This is a genomic window from Staphylococcus sp. HMSC062H10 (assembly GCF_001836945.1).
Taxonomy (GTDB): domain Bacteria; phylum Bacillota; class Bacilli; order Staphylococcales; family Staphylococcaceae; genus Staphylococcus; species Staphylococcus aureus.
In genome coordinates, this window is record NZ_KV830972.1 from 182343 (window position 1) to 203522 (window position 21180).

Below are 21180 nucleotides of genomic sequence, written 5' to 3' on the forward strand. Positions count from 1 at the left end.
AGGATAAATAATTATGAAGCAATCCAAAGTTTTTATACCAACGATGCGTGACGTGCCATCAGAAGCAGAAGCACAAAGTCATCGTTTATTATTGAAAGCGGGTTTGATAAAGCAAAGTACAAGTGGGATTTATAGTTATTTACCGCTAGCAACACGTGTGTTAAATAATATTACTGCAATTGTGCGACAAGAAATGGAACGTATCGATTCTGTTGAAATTTTAATGCCAGCGTTACAACAAGCTGAATTATGGGAAGAATCAGGACGTTGGGGTGCATATGGCCCAGAATTAATGCGTTTACAAGATAGACATGGAAGACAATTTGCATTAGGTCCAACACATGAAGAATTAGTTACATCAATAGTAAGAAATGAATTGAAATCATACAAACAATTACCGATGACATTATTCCAAATTCAATCTAAATTCCGTGATGAAAAGAGACCACGTTTTGGTTTACTTCGTGGTCGTGAATTTATTATGAAAGATGCATATTCATTCCATGCTGACGAGGCATCATTAGATCAAACGTATCAAGATATGTATCAAGCGTATAGCCGTATTTTTGAGAGAGTTGGCATTAACGCAAGACCAGTAGTTGCAGATTCAGGTGCTATTGGCGGTAGCCATACACATGAATTTATGGCATTAAGTGCTATCGGTGAGGATACAATCGTTTACAGTAAAGAAAGTGATTATGCTGCTAACATCGAAAAAGCAGAAGTCGTTTACGAACCAAATCATAAGCATACTACTGTGCAACCTTTAGAAAAAATTGAAACACCAAATGTAAAGACTGCGCAAGAATTGGCAGACTTCTTAGGTAGACCAGTAGATGAAATCGTTAAAACGATGATTTTCAAAGTTGATGGCGAATATATTATGGTTTTAGTGCGTGGACATCATGAAATTAATGACATTAAATTAAAATCTTATTTCGGCACAGATAATATTGAACTCGCAACACAAGACGAAATTGTTAATTTAGTTGGTGCAAATCCTGGTTCACTAGGTCCTGTAATTGATAAAGAAATCAAAATTTATGCAGATAATTTTGTGCAAGATTTAAATAATTTAGTTGTCGGTGCTAACGAAGATGGTTATCACTTAATTAATGTAAATGTAGGTAGAGACTTCAACGTTGATGAATATGGCGATTTCCGTTTTATTTTAGAAGGCGAAAAGTTAAGTGATGGTTCAGGCGTTGCACATTTTGCTGAAGGTATTGAAGTTGGTCAAGTATTCAAATTGGGTACTAAGTATTCAGAATCAATGAATGCTACATTCTTAGATAACCAAGGAAAAGCCCAACCTTTAATTATGGGTTGTTACGGTATTGGAATTTCTAGAACGCTAAGTGCGATTGTTGAACAAAATCACGATGATAATGGAATTGTTTGGCCTAAATCAGTTACTCCATTTGATTTACATTTAATTTCTATTAATCCTAAGAAAGATGATCAACGAGAACTAGCGGAGGCACTATATGCTGAATTTAATACTAAATTTGATGTGTTGTATGATGATCGTCAAGAACGTGCGGGTGTCAAATTTAATGATGCTGATTTAATTGGTTTACCACTGCGAATTGTTGTTGGTAAACGTGCATCGGAAGGTATTGTAGAAGTTAAAGAACGTTTAACAGGTGATAGCGAAGAAGTTCACATTGATGACTTAATGACTGTCATTACAAATAAATATGATAACTTAAAATAATTAAGATCGAATGAATTATAAGAGTAGGAAAAAGCTGAAAGAAATCAGATGCTTATGTCCTGCTCTTATTATTTTTGATATAATGATTATTCGATGAAAAATGACTGAAGACATAGTATAATTAAAGATAAATTTGTTTTAACAATATTATGATTAGCCAAATATAAAGCATTTAATTTTCTATCATTACTATGCCTACATAATCTAAATATTGTTCGAACACGTAAAAGTAATTTCTATTTAAGGTGGTAATTGTCTTGGCAATGACAGAGCAACAAAAATTTAAAGTGCTTGCTGATCAAATTAAAATTTCAAATCAATTAGATGCTGAAATTTTAAATACAGGTGAACTGACACGTATAGATGTTTCTAACAAAAACAGAACATGGGAATTTCATATTACATTACCACAATTCTTAGCTCATGAAGATTATTTATTATTTTTAAATGCAATAGAGCAAGAGTTTAAAGATATCGCCAACGTTACATGTCGTTTTACGGTAACAAATGGCACGAATCAAGATGAACATGCAATTAAATACTTTGGGCACTGTATTGACCAAACAGCTTTATCTCCAAAAGTTAAAGGTCAATTGAAACAGAAAAAGCTTATTATGTCTGGAAAAGTATTAAAAGTAATGGTATCAAATGACATTGAACGTAATCATTTTGATAAGGCATGCAATGGAAGTCTTATCAAAGCGTTTAGAAATTGTGGTTTTGATATCGATAAAATCATATTCGAAACAAATGATAATGATCAAGAACAAAACTTAGCTTCTTTAGAAGCACATATTCAAGAAGAAGACGAACAAAGTGCACGATTGGCAACAGAGAAACTTGAAAAAATGAAAGCTGAAAAAGCGAAACAACAAGATAACAACGAAAGTGCTGTCGATAAGTGTCAAATTGGTAAGCCGATTCAAATTGAAAATATTAAACCAATTGAATCTATTATTGAGGAAGAGTATAAAGTTGCAATAGAGGGCGTCATTTTTGATATAAACTTAAAAGAACTTAAAAGTGGTCGTCATATCGTAGAAATTAAAGTGACTGACTATACGGACTCTTTAGTTTTAAAAATGTTTACTCGTAAAAACAAAGATGATTTAGAACATTTTAAAGCGCTAAGTGTTGGTAAATGGGTTAGGGCTCAAGGTCGTATTGAAGAAGATACATTTATTAGAGATTTAGTTATGATGATGTCTGATATTGAAGAGATTAAAAAAGCGACAAAAAAAGATAAGGCTGAAGAAAAGCGTGTAGAATTCCACTTGCATACTGCAATGAGTCAAATGGATGGTATACCAAATATTGGTGCGTATGTTAAACAGGCAGCAGACTGGGGACATCCAGCCATTGCGGTTACAGACCATAATGTTGTGCAAGCATTTCCAGATGCTCACGCAGCAGCGGAAAAACATGGTATTAAAATGATATATGGTATGGAAGGTATGTTAGTTGATGATGGTGTTCCGATTGCATACAAACCACAAGATGTCGTATTAAAAGATGCTACTTATGTTGTATTCGACGTCGAGACAACTGGTTTATCAAATCAGTATGATAAAATCATTGAGCTTGCAGCTGTGAAAGTTCATAACGGCGAAATCATCGATAAGTTTGAAAGGTTTAGTAATCCGCATGAACGATTATCGGAAACGATTATCAATTTGACGCATATTACTGATGATATGTTAGTAGATGCCCCTGAGATTGAAGAAGTACTTACAGAATTTAAAGAATGGGTTGGCGATGCGATATTCGTAGCACATAATGCTTCATTTGATATGGGCTTCATCGACACGGGATATGAACGTCTTGGATTTGGACCATCTACGAATGGTGTTATCGATACATTAGAATTATCTCGTACGATTAATACTGAATATGGTAAACATGGTTTAAATTTCTTAGCTAAAAAATATGGCGTAGAATTAACGCAACATCACCGTGCCATTTATGATACAGAAGCAACAGCTTACATTTTCATAAAAATGGTTCAACAAATGAAAGAATTAGGCGTATTAAATCATAACGAAATTAACAAAAAACTCAGTAATGAAGATGCATATAAACGTGCAAGACCTAGTCATGTCACATTAATTGTACAAAACCAACAAGGTCTTAAAAATCTATTTAAAATTGTAAGTGCATCATTGGTGAAGTATTTCTACCGTACACCTCGAATTCCACGTTCATTGTTAGATGAATATCGTGAGGGATTATTGGTAGGTACAGCGTGTGATGAAGGTGAATTATTTACGGCAGTTATGCAGAAGGACCAGAGCCAAGTTGAAAAAATTGCCAAATATTATGATTTTATTGAAATTCAACCACCGGCACTTTATCAAGATTTAATTGATAGAGAGCTTATTAGAGATACTGAAACATTACATGAAATTTATCAACGTTTAATACATGCAGGTGACACAGCGGGTATTCCTGTTATTGCGACAGGAAATGCACACTATTTGTTTGAACATGATGGTATCGCACGTAAAATTTTAATAGCATCACAACCTGGCAATCCACTTAATCGCTCAACTTTACCGGAAGCGCATTTTAGAACTACAGATGAAATGTTAAACGAGTTTCATTTTTTAGGTGAAGAAAAAGCGCATGAAATTGTTGTGAAAAATACAAACGAATTAGCAGATCGAATTGAACGTGTTGTTCCTATTAAAGATGAATTATACACACCGCGTATGGAAGGTGCTAACGAAGAAATTAGAGAACTAAGTTATGCAAATGCGCGTAAATTGTATGGTGAAGACCTGCCTCAAATCGTAATTGATCGATTAGAAAAAGAATTAAAAAGTATTATCGGTAATGGATTTGCGGTAATTTACTTAATTTCGCAACGTTTAGTTAAAAAATCATTAGATGATGGATACTTAGTTGGTTCCCGTGGTTCAGTAGGTTCTAGTTTTGTAGCGACAATGACTGAGATTACTGAAGTAAACCCGTTACCGCCACACTATATTTGTCCGAACTGTAAAACGAGTGAATTTTTCAATGATGGTTCAGTAGGATCAGGATTCGATTTACCTGATAAGACGTGTGAAACTTGTGGAGCGCCACTTATTAAAGAAGGACAAGATATTCCGTTTGAAACATTTTTAGGATTTAAGGGAGATAAAGTTCCTGATATCGACTTAAACTTTAGTGGTGAATATCAACCGAATGCCCATAACTACACAAAAGTATTATTTGGTGAGGATAAAGTATTCCGTGCAGGTACAATTGGTACTGTTGCTGAAAAGACTGCTTTTGGTTATGTTAAAGGTTATTTGAATGATCAAGGCATCCACAAAAGAGGCGCTGAAATAGATCGACTTGTTAAAGGATGTACAGGTGTTAAACGTACAACTGGACAGCATCCAGGGGGTATTATTGTAGTACCTGATTACATGGATATTTATGATTTTACGCCGATACAATATCCTGCCGATGATCAAAATTCAGCATGGATGACGACACATTTTGATTTCCATTCTATTCATGATAATGTATTAAAACTTGATATACTTGGACACGATGATCCAACAATGATTCGTATGCTTCAAGATTTATCAGGGATTGATCCAAAAACAATACCTGTAGATGATAAAGAAGTTATGCAGATTTTTAGTACACCTGAAAGTTTGGGTGTTACTGAAGATGAAATTTTATGTAAAACAGGTACGTTTGGGGTACCAGAATTCGGTACAGGATTCGTGCGTCAAATGTTAGAAGATACAAAGCCAACAACATTTTCTGAATTAGTTCAAATCTCAGGATTATCTCATGGGACAGATGTGTGGTTAGGTAATGCTCAAGAATTAATTAAAACCGGTATATGTGATTTATCAAGTGTAATTGGTTGTCGTGATGATATCATGGTTTATTTAATGTATGCTGGTTTAGAACCATCAATGGCTTTTAAAATAATGGAGTCAGTACGTAAAGGTAAAGGTTTAACTGAAGAAATGATTGAAACGATGAAAGAAAATGAAGTGCCGGATTGGTATTTAGATTCATGTCTTAAAATTAAGTACATGTTCCCTAAAGCCCATGCAGCAGCATACGTTTTAATGGCAGTACGTATTGCATATTTCAAAGTACATCATCCACTTTATTACTATGCATCTTACTTTACAATTCGTGCGTCAGATTTTGATTTAATCACGATGATTAAAGATAAAACAAGCATTCGAAATACTGTAAAAGACATGTATTCTCGCTATATGGATCTAGGTAAAAAAGAAAAAGACGTATTAACAGTCTTGGAAATTATGAATGAAATGGCGCATCGAGGTTATCGAATGCAACCGATTAGTTTAGAAAAGAGTCAGGCGTTCGAATTTATCATTGAAGGCGATACACTTATTCCGCCGTTCATATCAGTGCCTGGGCTTGGCGAAAACGTTGCGAAACGAATTGTTGAAGCTCGTGACGATGGCCCATTTTTATCAAAAGAAGATTTAAACAAAAAAGCTGGATTATCTCAGAAAATTATTGAGTATTTAGATGAGTTAGGCTCATTACCGAATTTACCAGATAAAGCTCAACTTTCGATATTCGATATGTAAAATGAAATAATCAAGGTATTTATTTAATGCGTATGGCGTAGTTAAAGAAATACAAAATTGTTGCCGGACATAAAATTATGCCTGTATTTCTTTTCAACGTCTTACGAGTCTATTCGAATGTAATAGTGAAGTAAATGAACAAACTTTTGCAAGAATCTCTGATTAATAGTGAAGTCATTTGTTTCAAGCATAAACTTATGCTATAATTAAGTTGCTTAAAAATTAGTGAACTCAGGCAGAAGAGTGGGAGATTCCCGCTCTTTTCTATTTGCCAAAAAGGGAGGCCTGTATGAGTAAAATTACAGAACAAGTAGAAGTGATTGTTAAACCAATTATGGAAGACTTGAATTTTGAACTTGTAGACGTTGAATATGTCAAAGAGGGTAGAGATCATTTTCTTAGAATCTCTATTGATAAAGAAGGTGGCGTAGATTTAAAAGATTGTACGCTAGCTTCTGAAAAAATAAGTGAAGCTATGGATGCAAATGATCCTATTCCTGAAATGTATTATTTAGATGTAGCGTCACCTGGTGCAGAACGTCCAATTAAAAAAGAACAAGATTTCCAAAATGCAATAACTAAACCTGTATTTGTTTCTTTATATGTACCAATTGAAGGTGAAAAGGAATGGTTAGGCATTTTACAAGAAGTCAATAATGAAACAATTGTAGTACAAGTTAAAATCAAAGCAAGAACGAAAGATATAGAGATACCGAGAGACAAAATAGCAAAAGCACGTCACGCAGTTATGATTTAACGTGATGAGGAGGAAAAAACGTGTCAAGTAATGAATTATTATTAGCTACTGAGTATTTAGAAAAAGAAAAGAAGATTCCTAGAGCAGTATTAATTGATGCTATTGAAGCAGCTTTAATTACTGCATACAAAAAGAATTATGATAGTGCAAGAAATGTCCGTGTGGAATTAAATATGGATCAAGGTACTTTCAAAGTTATCGCTCGTAAAGATGTTGTTGAAGAAGTATTTGACGACAGAGATGAAGTGGATTTAAGTACAGCGCTTGTTAAAAACCCTGCATATGAAATTGGTGATATATACGAAGAAGATGTAACACCTAAAGATTTTGGTCGTGTAGGTGCTCAAGCAGCGAAACAAGCAGTAATGCAACGTCTTCGTGATGCTGAACGTGAAATTTTATTTGAAGAATTTATAGACAAAGAAGAAGATATACTTACTGGAATTATTGACCGTGTTGACCATCGTTATGTATATGTGAATTTAGGTCGTATCGAAGCTGTTTTATCTGAAGCAGAAAGAAGTCCTAACGAAAAATATATTCCTAACGAACGTATCAAAGTATATGTTAACAAAGTGGAACAAACGACAAAAGGTCCTCAAATCTATGTTTCTCGTAGCCATCCAGGTTTATTAAAACGTTTATTTGAACAAGAAGTTCCAGAAATTTACGATGGTACTGTAATTGTTAAATCAGTAGCACGTGAAGCTGGTGATCGCTCTAAAATTAGTGTCTTCTCTGAAAACAATGATATAGATGCTGTTGGTGCATGTGTTGGTGCCAAAGGCGCGCGTGTTGAAGCTGTTGTTGAAGAGCTAGGTGGCGAAAAAATCGACATCGTTCAATGGAATGAAGATCCAAAAGTATTTGTAAAAAATGCTTTAAGCCCTTCTCAAGTTTTAGAAGTTATTGTTGATGAAACAAATCAATCTACAGTAGTTGTTGTTCCTGATTATCAATTGTCATTAGCGATTGGTAAAAGAGGACAAAACGCACGTCTAGCTGCTAAATTAACCGGCTGGAAAATTGATATTAAATCAGAAACAGATGCGCGTGAAGCGGGTATCTATCCAGTAGTTGAAGCTGAAAAAGTAACTGAAGAAGATGTTGCTTTAGAAGATGCTGACACAACAGAATCAACCGAAGAGGTAACTGATGTTTCAGTTGAAACAAATGTAGAGAAAGAATCTGAATAATAGGTTGGAGTGAAGTATCTATGAAAAAGAAAAAAATTCCGATGCGAAAATGTATTCTTTCAAATGAAATGCATCCCAAAAAAGATATGATTCGTGTTGTTGTTAATAAAGAAGGCGAAATCTTTGCGGATGTTACTGGAAAGAAACAAGGCCGTGGCGCATATGTTTCTAAAGATGTTGCTATGGTTGAAAAAGCACAACAAAAAGAAATTTTAGAAAAATATTTTAAAGCATCTAAAGAGCAATTGGATCCTGTTTACAAAGAAATTATTAGGTTAATTTATAGAGAAGAGATCCCAAAATGAGTATAGTTCAAATATTAAACTTTTTAGGATTAGCAATGAGAGCTGGTAAAGTAAAAACAGGTGAATCAGTCATTGTTAATGAAATTAAAAAAGGAAATTTGAAGCTCGTTATTGTTGCAAATGATGCGTCTAATAATACAGCTAAATTAATTACAGATAAATGTAAGAGTTACAAAGTTCCATTCAGAAAGTTTGGAAATCGAAATGAATTGGGAATAGCACTTGGAAAAGGTGAGCGTGTTAATGTAGGGATTACTGACCCAGGCTTTGCTAAAAAGTTGCTATCAATGATAGATGAATATCATAAGGAGTGATTATATGAGTAAACAAAGAATTTACGAATATGCGAAAGAATTAAATCTAAAGAGTAAAGAGATTATAGATGAGTTAAAAAGCATGAATATTGAGGTTTCAAATCATATGCAAGCTTTGGAAGATGACCAAATTAAAGCATTAGATAAAAAGTTCAAAAAAGAACAAAAGAACGACAATAAACAAAGCACTCAAAATAATCACCAAAAATCAAACAATCAAAACCAAAATAAAGGGCAACAAAAAGATAACAAAAAGAATCAACAACAAAATAATAAAGGCAACAAAGGCAATAAAAAGAATAATAGAAATAATAAGAAAAATAACAAGAATAATAAACCACAAAGTCAACCAGCTGCTCCAAAAGAAATACCATCAAAAGTGACATATCAAGAAGGTATTACAGTAGGCGAATTTGCGGATAAATTAAATGTTGAATCATCAGAAATTATCAAAAAATTATTCTTACTTGGTATTGTTGCTAATATCAATCAATCATTAAATCAAGAAACAATTGAATTAATTGCCGATGATTATGGCGTTGAGGTTGAAGAAGAAGTTGTGATTAATGAAGAAGATTTATCAATCTACTTCGAAGACGAAAAAGATGATCCAGAAGCAATTGAGAGACCAGCTGTTGTAACAATTATGGGACATGTTGACCATGGTAAAACTACTTTATTAGATTCAATTCGTCATACAAAAGTTACAGCAGGTGAAGCAGGCGGAATCACTCAACATATTGGTGCATATCAAATTGAAAACGATGGCAAAAAAATCACTTTCTTAGATACACCGGGACATGCTGCTTTTACAACGATGCGTGCGCGTGGTGCACAAGTAACAGATATTACGATTTTAGTAGTAGCAGCTGACGATGGTGTTATGCCACAAACAATTGAAGCAATTAACCATGCTAAAGAAGCAGAAGTACCAATTATTGTTGCAGTAAATAAAATTGATAAACCAACTTCAAATCCTGATCGAGTTATGCAAGAATTAACTGAATATGGTTTAATTCCTGAAGATTGGGGCGGCGAAACAATTTTCGTTCCACTTTCTGCATTAAGTGGTGATGGTATCGACGATTTATTAGAAATGATAGGATTAGTTGCAGAAGTTCAAGAACTTAAAGCAAATCCTAAAAACCGTGCTGTTGGTACAGTTATCGAAGCTGAATTAGATAAATCACGTGGTCCTTCTGCTTCATTATTAGTACAAAACGGTACATTAAATGTTGGTGATGCGATTGTAGTTGGTAATACTTACGGCCGTATCCGTGCAATGGTTAACGACTTAGGTCAAAGAATCAAAACAGCTGGTCCATCAACGCCTGTTGAAATTACAGGTATTAATGATGTGCCACAAGCTGGGGATCGCTTTGTTGTATTTAGTGATGAAAAACAAGCTCGTCGTATTGGTGAATCAAGACACGAAGCAAGCATTGTACAACAACGTCAAGAAAGTAAAAATGTTTCATTAGATAACCTGTTTGAACAAATGAAACAAGGTGAAATGAAAGATTTAAACGTTATTATTAAAGGTGATGTTCAAGGTTCTGTTGAAGCTTTAGCTGCATCATTAATGAAAATTGATGTTGAAGGCGTAAATGTTCGTATCATTCATACAGCGGTTGGTGCGATTAACGAGTCAGACGTAACACTTGCTAATGCCTCAAACGGTATTATCATTGGTTTCAATGTTCGTCCAGACAGTGGTGCAAAACGTGCTGCAGAAGCTGAAAATGTTGATATGCGTTTACACAGAGTTATTTATAATGTTATCGAAGAAATTGAATCAGCGATGAAAGGTTTACTTGATCCAGAATTTGAAGAACAAGTTATCGGACAAGCTGAAGTTCGTCAAACATTCAAAGTTTCTAAAGTTGGTACTATTGCTGGATGTTATGTTACTGAAGGTAAAATTACGCGAAATGCTGGTGTACGTATTATTCGTGATGGTATTGTTCAATATGAAGGCGAATTAGATACACTTAAACGTTTCAAAGATGATGCTAAGGAAGTTGCAAAAGGTTATGAATGTGGTATTACAATTGAAAACTACAATGACCTTAAAGAAGGCGATGTTATCGAAGCATTTGAAATGGTTGAAATTAAGCGTTAATTAAATAAATTACAAGCTAAAAGTATAGTTAAGATTGATATGCTCCCTATAAATATTGCACTTTTTAAGTGTCTACTTTATAGGGAGCATATTTGATACTAGCTTTTGGATTTTTATTAGAATAAATTAACTATTAAAAGTTACGTTATATAGACATGATTTTTGTATAAAATTTTGTGGTGACCTAGAATGCTTTTTAATGACAAAATATAATGTCGACTATTATTGGAAAATTTTCTGTTGAAATGCCTATCTTACGGCAAACTTTATTTGATTTTATAGGTTTAATTTATTAAAATAACGTGTGAGCTAAAATAATTGTTTAAGCATTGTTACACTAAAAAATGCAAATAACAATTGAACTTAAAGATAAAGAGGTGACAAGAATGAGCAGTATGAGAGCAGAGCGTGTTGGTGAACAAATGAAGAAGGAATTAATGGATATCATCAACAATAAAGTCAAAGATCCTCGAGTTGGTTTTATTACAATTACAGATGTTGTTTTAACAAATGATTTATCGCAGGCTAAAGTATTTTTAACTGTATTAGGTAACGATAAAGAAGTAGAAAATACATTTAAAGCACTTGATAAAGCAAAAGGCTTCATTAAGTCTGAATTAGGTTCTAGAATGCGATTACGTATTATGCCGGAATTAATGTATGAATATGATCAATCAATCGAATATGGTAATAAAATTGAACGAATGATTCAAGATTTACACAAACAAGATAGATAATTTAGTGTTAGATATCTGGAAAATGTTTGATAATTTCTTAATATCGGTATATTAACATTAAACAGTTAATACATAGATGTGTAGAAATAGTTAACATTTTCCAGTTTTTTTATGGATAAATTCAGTTAATACGCTATTAAAATATATTTTTAAAAAAGAAGGTGACAACATGTATAACGGTATATTACCAGTATATAAAGAACGTGGTTTAACAAGTCATGACGTCGTATTCAAATTGCGTAAAATTTTAAAGACTAAAAAAATAGGGCACACAGGTACGCTTGATCCTGAAGTTGCAGGCGTGTTACCGGTATGTATAGGTAATGCAACGAGAGTTAGTGATTATGTTATGGATATGGGCAAAGCTTATGAAGCAACTGTATCGATAGGAAGAAGCACAACGACTGAAGATCAAACGGGTGATACATTGGAAACAAAAGGTGTACACTCAGCAGATTTTAATAAGGACGATATTGACCGATTGTTAGAAAGTTTTAAAGGTATCATTGAACAAATTCCGCCGATGTACTCATCCGTCAAAGTAAATGGTAAAAAATTATATGAATATGCGCGTAATAATGAAACAGTTGAAAGACCAAAGCGTAAAGTTTATATTAAAGACATTGGGCGTATATCTGAATTAGATTTTAAAGAAAATGAGTGTCATTTTAAAATACGCGTCATCTGTGGTAAAGGTACATATATTAGAACGCTAGCAACTGATATTGGTGTGAAATTAGGCTTTCCCGCACATATGTCGAAATTAACACGAATCGAGTCTGGTGGATTTGTGTTGAAAGATAGCCTTACATTAGAACAAATAAAAGAACTTCATGAGCAGGATTCATTGCAAAATAAATTATTTCCTTTAGAATATGGATTAAAGGGTTTGCCAAGCATTAAAATTAAAGATTCGCACATAAAAAAACGTATTTTAAATGGGCAGAAATTTAATAAAAATGAATTTGATAACAAAATTAAAGACCAAATTGTATTTATTGATGATGATTCAGAAAAAGTATTAGCAATTTATATGGTACACCCTACAAAAGAATCAGAAATTAAACCTAAAAAAGTCTTTAATTAAAGGAGATAGAATTTATGAAAGTCATAGAAGTGACACATCCTATACAATCTAAACAGTATATTACAGAGGATGTTGCAATGGCATTCGGATTTTTCGATGGCATGCATAAAGGTCATGACAAAGTCTTTGATATATTAAACGAAATAGCTGAGGCACGCAGTTTAAAAAAAGCGGTGATGACATTTGATCCGCATCCGTCTGTCGTGTTGAATCCTAAAAGAAAACGAACAACGTATTTAACGCCACTTTCAGATAAAATCGAAAAAATTAGCCAACATGATATTGATTATTGTATAGTGGTTAATTTTTCATCTAGGTTTGCTAATGTGAGCGTAGAAGATTTTGTTGAAAATTATATAATTAAAAATAATGTAAAAGAAGTCATTGCTGGTTTTGATTTTACTTTTGGTAAATTTGGAAAAGGTAATATGACTGTTCTTCAAGAATATGATGCGTTTAATACGACAATTGTGAGTAAACAAGAAATTGAAAATGAAAAAATTTCTACAACTTCTATTCGTCAAGATTTAATCAATGGTGAGTTGCAAAAAGCGAATGATGCTTTAGGCTATATATATTCTATTAAAGGCACTGTAGTGCAAGGTGAAAAAAGGGGAAGAACTATTGGCTTCCCAACAGCTAACATTCAACCTAGTGATGATTATTTGTTGCCTCGTAAAGGTGTTTATGCCGTTAGTATTGAAATCGGCACTGAAAATAAATTATATCGAGGGGTAGCTAACATAGGTGTAAAGCCAACATTTCATGATCCTAACAAAGCAGAAGTTGTCATCGAAGTGAATATCTTTGACTTTGAGGATAATATTTATGGTGAACGAGTGACCGTGAATTGGCATCATTTCTTACGTCCTGAGATTAAATTTGATGGTATCGACCCATTAGTTAAACAAATGAACGATGATAAATCGCGTGCTAAATATTTATTAGCAGTTGATTTTGGTGATGAAGTAGCTTATAATATCTAGAGTTGCGTATAGTTATATAAACAATCTATACCACACCTTTTTCTTAGTAGGTCGAATCTCCAACGCCTAACTCAGATTAAGGAGTATTCAAACATTTTAAGGAGGAAATTGATTATGGCAATTTCACAAGAACGTAAAAACGAAATCATTAAAGAATACCGTGTACACGAAACTGATACTGGTTCACCAGAAGTACAAATCGCTGTACTTACTGCAGAAATCAACGCAGTAAACGAACACTTACGTACACACAAAAAAGACCACCATTCACGTCGTGGATTATTAAAAATGGTAGGTCGTCGTAGACATTTATTAAACTACTTACGTAGTAAAGATATTCAACGTTACCGTGAATTAATTAAATCACTTGGTATCCGTCGTTAATCTTAATATAACGTCTTTGAGGTTGGGGCATATTTATGTTCCAACCTTAATTTATATTAAAAAAGCTTTTTACAAATATTAACATTTATTATATGTTAAGCTAATATTGAGTGAATAATAAGGTTACAATGAGATAAAGATGATATAAGTACACCTAGAGTAATAATCAAGATATTAAAAATAAAGTATGTTTTTTAAAAAATATAACTTATATTTATACTGATAAGGGTGGGACGATAAGTCTATTTTGTAAATAATAGATGGATATCCCGCTCTCTTTTTTCCAATTCAATATTTTATAACTAATATTAAAATACGATAATAAATGATATGATATAACTATTAGATTCAAGAGAGGAGATTTATAATGTCTCAAGAAAAGAAAGTTTTTAAAACTGAATGGGCAGGAAGATCTTTAACGATTGAAACAGGGCAATTAGCTAAACAAGCAAATGGCGCTGTATTGGTTCGTTATGGAGATACAGTCGTGTTATCGACGGCAACTGCATCAAAAGAACCTCGTGATGGAGATTTCTTCCCATTAACAGTGAACTATGAAGAAAAAATGTACGCTGCGGGTAAAATTCCTGGTGGATTTAAAAAGAGAGAAGGACGTCCTGGTGACGATGCAACATTAACTGCGCGATTAATTGATAGACCAATTAGACCTTTATTCCCTAAAGGATATAAGCATGATGTTCAAATTATGAACATGGTATTAAGTGCAGATCCTGATTGTTCACCACAAATGGCTGCAATGATTGGTTCATCTATGGCGCTTAGTGTGTCGGATATTCCATTCCAAGGGCCAATCGCCGGTGTAAATGTGGGTTATATTGATGGTAAATATATCATTAACCCAACAGTAGAAGAAAAAGAAGTTTCTCGTTTAGACCTTGAAGTAGCAGGTCATAAAGATGCAGTAAACATGGTAGAGGCAGGCGCTAGTGAGATTACTGAACAAGAAATGTTAGAGGCGATTTTCTTTGGTCATGAAGAGATTCAACGTTTAGTTGATTTCCAACAACAAATCGTCGACCACATTCAACCTGTTAAACAAGAATTTATTCCAGCAGAGCGTGATGAAGCGCTAGTTGAACGTGTAAAATCATTAACCGAAGAAAAGGGACTTAAAGAAACAGTTTTAACATTTGATAAACAACAACGAGATGAAAATCTTGATAATTTAAAAGAAGAAATCGTCAATGAATTTATCGATGAAGAAGATCCAGAGAATGAATTACTTATTAAAGAAGTTTATGCAATTTTAAATGAATTAGTGAAAGAAGAAGTTCGACGTTTAATTGCAGATGAAAAAATCAGACCAGACGGCCGTAAACCTGATGAAATCCGTCCATTAGATTCTGAAGTTGGTATTTTACCTAGAACGCATGGTTCAGGTCTATTTACACGCGGTCAGACTCAAGCACTTTCAGTTTTAACGTTAGGTGCTTTAGGCGATTATCAATTAATTGATGGTTTAGGACCTGAAGAAGAAAAAAGATTCATGCATCATTATAACTTCCCGAATTTTTCAGTAGGTGAAACTGGTCCAGTACGTGCGCCAGGTCGTCGTGAAATTGGACATGGTGCGTTAGGTGAAAGAGCATTAAAATATATTATTCCTGATACTGCTGATTTCCCATATACAATTCGTATTGTAAGTGAGGTACTTGAATCAAACGGTTCATCATCTCAAGCGTCAATTTGTGGATCAACATTAGCATTAATGGATGCGGGCGTACCGATTAAAGCACCAGTTGCTGGTATTGCTATGGGCCTTGTTACACGTGAAGATAGCTATACGATTTTAACTGATATCCAAGGTATGGAAGATGCATTAGGTGATATGGACTTTAAAGTCGCTGGTACTAAAGAAGGTATTACAGCAATCCAAATGGATATTAAAATTGACGGTTTAACACGTGAAATTATCGAAGAGGCTCTAGAACAAGCGAGACGTGGTCGTTTAGAAATAATGAATCATATGTTACAAACAATTGATCAACCACGTACTGAATTAAGTGCTTACGCGCCAAAAGTTGTAACTATGACAATTAAACCAGATAAGATTAGAGATGTTATCGGACCTGGTGGTAAAAAAATTAACGAAATTATTGATGAAACAGGCGTTAAATTAGATATTGAACAAGATGGTACTATCTTTATTGGGGCCGTTGATCAAGCTATGATAAATCGTGCTCGTGAAATCATTGAGGAAATTACACGTGAAGCGGAAGTAGGTCAAACTTATCAAGCCACTGTTAAACGTATTGAAAAATACGGTGCGTTTGTAGGCCTATTCCCAGGTAAAGATGCGTTGCTTCACATTTCACAAATTTCAAAAAATAGAATTGAAAAAGTGGAAGATGTTTTAAAAATCGGTGACACAATTGAAGTTAAGATTACTGAAATTGATAAACAAGGTCGAGTAAATGCATCACACAGAGCATTAGAAGAATAATATTTAAAGTCATATGACGACAATGTATCGTCATGTGATTTTTTTATGCCATTTTTTACGAAGTGATCCATTTTGAATTTGTTGTATTGAACATTTTAAAACGCTTTATTATTTTGTGTGCAACTGTTAATTATCCTGTATGTATAGTGATTAATAGTGTACATCAAGTCTTTTTTAACTTATAATGAATAGTGAGTTTATATATGGACGGGTAACAAATTTAGGAGGTAAGATTTTGAGTTTAATAAAGAAAAAGAATAAAGATATTCGCATTATACCATTAGGCGGTGTTGGCGAAATTGCTAAAAATATGTATATCGTTGAAGTAGACGATGAAATGTTTATGTTAGATGCTGGACTTATGTTTCCAGAAGACGAAATGCTAGGTATTGATATTGTTATACCAGATATTTCATACGTACTTGAAAATAAAGATAAATTGAAGGGTATATTCCTTACACACGGACATGAGCACGCGATTGGTGCAGTGAGTTATGTTTTAGAACAATTAGATGCACCAGTATATGGATCTAAATTGACAATAGCGTTAATTAAAGAAAATATGAAAGCCCGTAATATTGATAAAAAAGTTCGCTACTACACAGTTAATAATGATTCAATTATGAGATTCAAAAACGTGAATATTAGTTTCTTTAATACGACACACAGTATTCCTGATAGTTTAGGTGTTTGTATTCACACGTCATATGGTGCCATTGTGTATACAGGTGAATTTAAGTTTGACCAAAGTTTACATGGACATTATGCACCAGATATTAAACGTATGGCAGAGATTGGTGAAGAAGGCGTATTTGTCTTAATCAGTGATTCGACTGAGGCAGAGAAACCTGGATATAATACTCCGGAAAATGTGATTGAACATCATATGTATGATGCTTTTGCAAAAGTGCGAGGTCGCTTGATTGTTTCATGTTATGCTTCGAACTTTATACGTATTCAGCAAGTTTTAAATATTGCTAGCAAGCTAAATCGTAAAGTGTCATTTTTAGGAAGATCACTTGAAAGTTCATTTAATATTGCTCGTAAAATGGGGTATTTCGACATTCCTAAAGATTTGCTAATTCCTATAACAGAAGTTGATAATTATCCTAAAAATGAAGTGATAATTATAGCTACTGGTATGCAAGGAGAACCTGTAGAAGCCTTAAGTCAAATGGCGCAACATAAGCATAAAATTATGAATATCGAAGAAGGCGATTCTGTATTTTTAGCAATTACGGCTTCTGCTAATATGGAAGTTATCATTGCGAATACATTAAATGAGCTTGTACGTGCTGGCGCACATATTATTCCAAATAACAAGAAGATTCATGCTTCAAGTCATGGTTGCATGGAAGAATTAAAAATGATGATTAATATTATGAAACCTGAATACTTTATTCCTGTACAAGGTGAATTTAAAATGCAGATAGCACATGCGAAGCTAGCATCTGAAGCAGGTGTTGCACCAGAAAAGATTTTCCTTGTGGAAAAAGGAGATGTCATTAATTACAACGGTAAAGATATGATATTAAATGAAAAGGTAAATTCAGGAAATATTTTAATAGATGGTATTGGTATTGGGGATGTAGGAAATATCGTATTGAGAGACCGTCATCTTTTAGCAGAAGATGGTATCTTTATTGCTGTAGTAACGTTAGATCCTAAAAATAGACGTATAGCTGCAGGACCTGAAATTCAATCTCGTGGATTTGTATATGTACGTGAAAGTGAAGACTTATTACGTGAAGCAGAAGAGAAAGTACGTGAAATAGTAGAAGCTGGTTTACAAGAAAAACGCATAGAATGGTCTGAAATTAAGCAAAATATGCGTGATCAAATTAGTAAACTATTATTCGAAAGTACAAAACGTCGTCCTATGATTATTCCAGTAATTTCTGAAATTTAATCAAAAAGTCATTAACATAAAAGAGGTCAGAACAAGTCACCGAAATATAATGGTTGTCATGGACAATTTACTTATATTTTATGATGGTCAATTGAAAGGGGTAACGATTAATCTGTTATCTTAAGTAAATTGATACATAGATGATATTGTTCTAACCTCTTTCATCGTCTGTTTGGACTACATATTCTAAAAATCAAATAGGAAATTATATAATAACGTCGTTTTAACTAAGGTAACATAAGGAGGTGCGTCAATTGGCACAAGCAAAAAAGAAATCGACAGCTAAGAAAAAAACAACATCAAAAAAAAGAACAAATTCGAGGAAAAAGAAGAATGATAATCCGATACGTTATGTCATAGCTATTTTAGTAGTTGTATTAATGGTGTTGGGTGTTTTCCAATTAGGAATAATAGGTCGTCTAATTGACAGCTTCTTTAATTATTTATTTGGGTACAGTAGATATTTAACATATATTTTAGTACTCTTAGCAACTGGTTTTATTACATACTCTAAACGTATTCCTAAAACTAGACGAACGGCTGGTTCGATTGTATTGCAAATTGCATTGCTATTTGTATCACAGTTAGCTTTTCATTTTAATAGTGGTATCAAAGCTGAAAGAGAACCTGTACTTTCTTATGTGTATCAGTCATACCAACACAGTCATTTTCCAAATTTTGGTGGCGGTGTATTAGGCTTTTATTTATTAGAGTTAAGCGTACCTTTAATTTCATTATTTGGTGTATGTATTATTACTATTTTATTATTATGCTCAAGTGTTATTTTATTAACAAACCATCAACATCGTGATGTTGCAAAAGTTGCACTGGAAAATATAAAAGCTTGGTTTGGTTCATTTAATGAAAAAATGTCGGAAAGAAACCAAGAAAAACAATTGAAGCGTGAAGAAAAAGCGAGACTTAAAGAAGAACAAAAGGCACGTCAAAATGAACAGCCACAAATAAAAGATGTGAGTGATTTTACGGAAGTGCCTCAAGAAAGAGATATTCCAATTTATGGGCATACTGAAAATGAAAGTAAAAGCCAGAGTCAACCAAGTCGAAAAAAACGTGTGTTTGATGCAGAGAATAGTTCGAATAACATCGTAAATCATCATCAAGCAGATCAGCAAGAACAATTAACAGAACAAACTCATAACAGTGTTGAAAGTGAAAACACTATTGAAGAAGCTGGTGAAGTTACGAATGTGTCGTATGTTGTTCCACCGTTAACTTTACTTAATCAACCTGCAAAACAAAAAGCAACATCTAAAGCTGAAGTGCAACGTAAAGGACAAGTACTAGAGAATACATTAAAAGATTTTGGGGTAAGTGCAAAAGTGACACAAATTAAAATTGGTCCTGCAGTAACTCAATATGAAATTCAACCAGCTCAAGGGGTTAAAGTGAGTAAAATTGTAAACTTGCATAATGATATTGCATTAGCTTTAGCAGCAAAAGATGTTAGAATTGAAGCGCCAATACCTGGTCGCTCTGCAGTAGGTATTGAAGTGCCAAATGAGAAAATTTCATTAGTTTCACTAAAAGAAGTTTTAGATGAAAAATTCCCGTCTAATAATAAACTAGAAGTTGGATTAGGACGAGATATATCAGGTGATCCAATTACTGTTCCACTAAATGAAATGCCACACTTATTGGTGGCAGGATCGACGGGTAGTGGTAAATCTGTTTGTATAAATGGTATTATTACAAGTATTTTATTAAATGCTAAGCCGCATGAAGTTAAACTTATGTTAATCGATCCGAAAATGGTTGAACTAAATGTTTATAACGGAATTCCACATTTATTAATTCCGGTTGTTACAAATCCTCATAAAGCTGCTCAAGCTTTAGAAAAAATTGTAGCTGAGATGGAAAGACGTTATGATTTATTCCAACATTCATCAACTAGAAATATTAAAGGTTATAACGAATTAATCCGTAAGCAAAATCAAGAATTAGATGAGAAACAACCAGAATTACCTTATATCGTTGTTATTGTAGATGAGCTTGCAGATTTAATGATGGTAGCTGGTAAAGAAGTTGAAAATGCGATTCAACGTATTACACAAATGGCACGTGCAGCAGGTATACATTTGATTGTAGCAACACAAAGACCTTCTGTGGATGTAATTACGGGTATCATTAAAAATAATATTCCATCTAGAATTGCTTTTGCTGTGAGTTCTCAAACAGATTCAAGAACTATTATTGGTACTGGCGGCGCAGAAAAGTTACTTGGTAAAGGTGACATGTTATACGTTGGAAATGGTGATTCATCACAAACACGTATTCAAGGGGCGTTTTTAAGTGACCAAGAGGTGCAAGATGTTGTAAATTATGTAGTAGAACAACAACAGGCAAATTATGTAAAAGAAATGGAACCAGATGCACCAGTGGATAAATCGGAAATGAAAAGTGAAGATGCTTTATATGATGAAGCGTATTTGTTTGTTGTTGAACAACAAAAGGCAAGTACATCATTGTTACAACGCCAATTTAGAATTGGTTATAATAGAGCATCTAGGTTGATGGATGATTTAGAACGCAATCAGGTAATCGGTCCACAAAAAGGAAGCAAGCCTAGACAAGTTTTAATAGATCTTAATAATGACGAGGTGTAAAAAA

General features: G+C 33.6%; 14 protein-coding genes. All 14 read left to right on the forward strand.

Annotated elements, in window-relative coordinates; genetic code table 11:
* The first annotated feature begins 13 nt into the window (after nt 1–13).
* The 14 genes from HMPREF2658_RS03560 (at nt 14) to HMPREF2658_RS03625 (ending at nt 21176) form a co-directional block, all read left to right on the forward strand.
* A complete protein-coding gene (locus tag HMPREF2658_RS03560; protein ID WP_000814089.1) occupies nt 14–1717 on the forward strand; it encodes a proline--tRNA ligase in 1704 nt (567 codons plus the stop codon).
* Nucleotides 1718–1980: 263 nt separating this feature from the next.
* Nucleotides 1981–6291, forward strand: coding sequence for a PolC-type DNA polymerase III (locus HMPREF2658_RS03565; protein WP_078064710.1), 4311 nt, complete (start codon nt 1981–1983; stop codon nt 6289–6291).
* Between the two features lie 289 nt (nt 6292–6580).
* Complete coding sequence (gene rimP / locus HMPREF2658_RS03570) at nt 6581–7048, forward strand: ribosome maturation factor RimP (protein ID WP_070854201.1); 468 nt, start codon at nt 6581–6583, stop codon at nt 7046–7048.
* 20 nt (nt 7049–7068) lie between these two features.
* A complete protein-coding gene (gene nusA / locus HMPREF2658_RS03575) occupies nt 7069–8244 on the forward strand; it encodes a transcription termination factor NusA (RefSeq protein ID WP_000097463.1) in 1176 nt (391 codons plus the stop codon).
* Nucleotides 8245–8264: 20 nt separating this feature from the next.
* On the forward strand, nt 8265–8549 hold the full coding sequence (gene rnpM, locus HMPREF2658_RS03580) for an RNase P modulator RnpM (RefSeq protein ID WP_000727423.1): 285 nt from the start codon (nt 8265–8267) through the stop codon (nt 8547–8549).
* Nucleotides 8546–8863, forward strand: a complete 318-nt coding sequence (locus HMPREF2658_RS03585) for a YlxQ family RNA-binding protein (RefSeq protein ID WP_070854202.1) — start codon at nt 8546–8548, stop codon at nt 8861–8863. The genes rnpM and HMPREF2658_RS03585 overlap by 4 nt, the downstream gene beginning before the upstream one ends.
* 4 nt (nt 8864–8867) lie before the next feature.
* On the forward strand, nt 8868–10985 hold the full coding sequence (gene infB, locus HMPREF2658_RS03590) for a translation initiation factor IF-2 (RefSeq protein WP_000043642.1): 2118 nt from the start codon (nt 8868–8870) through the stop codon (nt 10983–10985).
* Nucleotides 10986–11371: 386 nt separating this feature from the next.
* On the forward strand, nt 11372–11722 hold the full coding sequence (gene rbfA / locus HMPREF2658_RS03595; protein ID WP_000097322.1) for a 30S ribosome-binding factor RbfA: 351 nt from the start codon (nt 11372–11374) through the stop codon (nt 11720–11722).
* Between the two features lie 169 nt (nt 11723–11891).
* Entirely contained in the window at nt 11892–12809 is a 918-nt protein-coding gene (truB, locus tag HMPREF2658_RS03600; RefSeq protein WP_000282307.1) for a tRNA pseudouridine(55) synthase TruB, read from the forward strand.
* Nucleotides 12810–12823: 14 nt separating this feature from the next.
* The gene (ribF, locus tag HMPREF2658_RS03605; RefSeq protein ID WP_000864185.1) at nt 12824–13795 is read left to right on the forward strand and encodes a riboflavin biosynthesis protein RibF; all 972 of its coding nucleotides are present in this window, start codon (nt 12824–12826) and stop codon (nt 13793–13795) included.
* A gap of 114 nt (nt 13796–13909) precedes the next feature.
* Nucleotides 13910–14179, forward strand: a complete 270-nt coding sequence (gene rpsO, locus HMPREF2658_RS03610; RefSeq protein WP_001018328.1) for a 30S ribosomal protein S15 — start codon at nt 13910–13912, stop codon at nt 14177–14179.
* Between the two features lie 367 nt (nt 14180–14546).
* Nucleotides 14547–16643: a polyribonucleotide nucleotidyltransferase gene (gene pnp / locus HMPREF2658_RS03615; RefSeq protein WP_000076690.1), complete on the forward strand. Its 2097-nt coding sequence runs from the start codon at nt 14547–14549 to the stop codon at nt 16641–16643.
* 235 nt (nt 16644–16878) lie between these two features.
* Entirely contained in the window at nt 16879–18552 is a 1674-nt protein-coding gene (rnjB, locus tag HMPREF2658_RS03620; protein WP_000052594.1) for a ribonuclease J2, read from the forward strand.
* A 254-nt stretch (nt 18553–18806) separates the two neighbouring features.
* Nucleotides 18807–21176, forward strand: a complete 2370-nt coding sequence (locus tag HMPREF2658_RS03625) for an FtsK/SpoIIIE family DNA translocase (protein ID WP_000035754.1) — start codon at nt 18807–18809, stop codon at nt 21174–21176.
* Nucleotides 21177–21180 lie beyond the last annotated feature (4 nt).